At 36.3% G+C, this 3050-nt stretch carries 4 protein-coding genes; 1 reads left to right on the forward strand and 3 read right to left on the reverse strand.

What is annotated here, in order from left to right:
• The coding region (locus DDE80_RS15215) for a macro domain-containing protein (protein ID WP_108308543.1) at nt 1-688 on the forward strand (688 nt) is incomplete at its 5' end.
• A 375-nt stretch (nt 689-1063) separates the two neighbouring features.
• Here the strand turns inward: DDE80_RS15215 and DDE80_RS15090 are convergent.
• The 3 genes from DDE80_RS15090 to DDE80_RS14025 all read right to left on the reverse strand — a co-directional run bounded on the left by DDE80_RS15090 (nt 1064) and on the right by DDE80_RS14025 (nt 2788).
• Nucleotides 1064-1267 (reverse strand): hypothetical protein, encoded by a 204-nt coding sequence (locus DDE80_RS15090; RefSeq protein WP_153060925.1) that lies wholly within the window; start codon nt 1265-1267, stop codon nt 1064-1066.
• A 381-nt stretch (nt 1268-1648) separates the two neighbouring features.
• A complete protein-coding gene (locus DDE80_RS14020) occupies nt 1649-1831 on the reverse strand; it encodes a hypothetical protein (protein WP_108308544.1) in 183 nt (60 codons plus the stop codon).
• A 699-nt stretch (nt 1832-2530) separates the two neighbouring features.
• Nucleotides 2531-2788 (reverse strand): hypothetical protein, encoded by a 258-nt coding sequence (locus DDE80_RS14025; protein ID WP_108308546.1) that lies wholly within the window; start codon nt 2786-2788, stop codon nt 2531-2533.
• Between the last annotated feature and the right edge of the window lie 262 nt (nt 2789-3050).

Genomic DNA, 3050 nt, shown 5'->3' on the forward strand with positions numbered 1-3050 from the left:
TTTGGGTTGTGGAAATGGTGGGTTAGACTGGCGTCAAGTAAGACCAATGATAGTAGAGGCATTCCAAACCTTAGATGTAACAGTTCATTTATATGAGCCAGCAGGTGCACCACCACTAGAAGAAATGCTTGTGCGTACAAAAAAGCCTAAAATGACACTAGGAAGAGCTCAATTATTAGCTGCTATGTCTCGTTATGCTGGTCCAGGTTATCGCATGTCATTGCTAGAAGTACAAAAAATTGCTTACTTTTTGTATGAAATAGGCGCTTTGAATAGGCTTCATTTTGAAAAGCATCACTATGGTCCTTATGCAGAAAATTTAAACCATGTACTTCAAGCACTTGAAGGTCATTACATCAGAGGTTATGGCGATCGAACCCAAGGGGCTGAAATTTATTTACTAGACGGTGCAGCAGAAGAGGCTGAGAATTTCTTAAGTCATGATGGGGAAGCATTAAACAATTTACAGCGGGTAGCTGATTTAATGTATGGTTTTGAAACACCTTATGATTTAGAGTTATTATCAACCGTTGGATGGATTTTGAAAGAACAGCCTTCAAAAGCAAATGACAAATATTTTGTGGTGCAATCGGTTCAAGGGTGGAACGAGCGTAAAAAGAAAATATTTCCTGAAAATCACATCATTCAAGTTTGGGATTACCTTGTCAATGAAGTGAATTTTTCTTAATGGTAAATGTGTGATCGCCCTTAGTTGGCGATCACTTTTTGATCTAGCATGTATAATATCGGTACTAGTGGTATAGCGGTACACAGTTATTGGAATAGAATTTGAAGGTCTATAAGTAAATTTTTTTTACACAATGATATGTAAAAGTGTCATGAGTTTCTTCCTATTATATAGGGCATAAATCACTTAGTGATCAAATGAAAGTAATGTAATTATAGATTAAGCAATTGAACAGCTATTTTTGATTATGTATTGAACTCCTACATATTGGAACATTTACTAGTGATTTTGTATTGAATAACTTTTTTAACAACAAGCAATGCCTAAATTTGTTGGTATCATTCGTTTAATAAGTTTATAAATTTCTCGTTAGCTTTAGGCGAATAACGCTACACAAGTATCAGTAACATTACCAGAAACTACAGAAGTTACTGAAGAAGACTTAGTTGGTAAAACAATCACTGTAACAGCAGGTGAAGAATCATTCACAGGTACGTATGTTGCAGGTTCATTTGACGGTTCAGAAGCTAAATTTGATTTAGCTGAAGACGAAAAATTAACAGACGCAGTAGAATACACAGTAGCAGCTGACTGGGCAACATTAACTGAAACAACATTTGTAGCTAAAGTAGCAGATGCTTACGTAGCTGATTTTGTATTTGTAACATCTGGTATTGCTGCTGATGGAAAAGATGCTAACGGTGTCTTAGAAGAAAACAACACTCAGACTGTAAATATTAAAGCTTTAAACCAATATGGTGAAGAAGTAACGGTAGCTTCAACAGCTACAGACTTTAAAGTAGAAGTTAAACGTGGATCATTCCCATTAAAAGCTACTATTACAGGAACTACAGTAACAATCAATGAAACATTAGCTGAAGGCGAAGTTATCACTGTTACTGTATCAAACAAAGTAGGCGAAAAAACTTACTCAGCTACTCAAGAATATACAGTAGCAGCTTACCAAGGTAAAGTACCTGCTTCAATTTCTAAAATCGAAGCAACTGAAGCTTCTGATTTAGAAGATTTAAAAGCTGGCGATACATTTGCTTTAAAAGCTTCTGTATTAGACCAATTTAGCGAAGCGTATACAAACACTTCTTCAAATTTACGTTGGGTAGTAAGTGATGCTTCAATTATCAAAATTGGCGCAACAGATGGTGCTACTTTCGCTGACGTTGCAATCGGTACTGATGCAACATTCAGAGCTTTAAAAGAAGGTACAGCTACAATTACTGCTTATACTCCAGATGGTAAAGCTTCAAAATCATTTGAAGTAACTGTAGGTAAAGGTAAATTAGCTACAATTACTGCTGAAGCAGTAACAGTAACAAATAAAGATCAATCTTCAGTATTAGTTGATCCAACTGAAAACAAAAAAGACTTAGCAGTAGTTAAATTCGCTAACGCTAACGGTGCTACTGTACCAGTAAAAGCGGATGATATCACTGTAGAAGTTAAAGCTCCAACAGGTGAAGGTTTCGCTGCAACTGACGTAACAGTTGAAAAAGTAGTAGATGCATCAGGTTACTTAACTGGCTTCACAGTTAAATCAAACCGTACTGCACAAACAGCAGCTGAAAAAGCTGGTGACTATGCAGCAGGTGCTAAATATAATGTAACATTAACTTCTTCTGATAAAGAAGTTACACCAGTAACTTTCGATGTTACTTCAAAAATTGATGCTACTGTAGCAACAATTGAAACAGCAGCTTCTGTTGAATACCGTACTGGTAATCAGGTATATGAAGCAATTACTTTCAAAAATGCTAAAGGTGAAACAATTGCAGTTAAATCTGAGGCATTAAAATTCTTACCAGACGCAACTGATGCAGTTACAGCTCAAACAACAGATGCTAAAGGTGAATATAAAGATGCTTCATCTAATGATGTAGTAACTGGCTTAGCATTTAAAGCTAATGCAGCAGTAGGTACACAAGAAATCGTTGCATACGTTGGCTCTAAAACAGCTTCAATTTCTGTGAAAGTAAGTGCAGCTTCTTCAATTGATAAAATTGAATTAGGTGGAAACGTTACTGAAACAGGTGCTGTGATTGCTGGCGATGCAGAAACTAAGCACGTAAAACCTATTACGTTCAAAGATCAAGATGGTAATGCGTTCATTCCATCGACATTAGATTCTAAATTTACTGTTAAGACTCCTGAAGGTGCAGCGTTTAAAGCAGCTAACGCTACATTAGAATACTACACAATTAACGATAAAGGTGAAGTAGTTGTCAATATCGGCTTAAAATTCCCCAAAAATATCGGAATAAAATTCCTCACTTTTCTGTTTTAACCGTGTGAGGCAGCGGGAAAATTCCCGCTTTTTTCTTCTCCTCCATACGGTAAGAATCGCCCT

The organism is Metalysinibacillus jejuensis, from assembly GCF_003057615.1.
GTDB lineage: Bacteria > Bacillota > Bacilli > Bacillales_A > Planococcaceae > Metalysinibacillus > Metalysinibacillus jejuensis.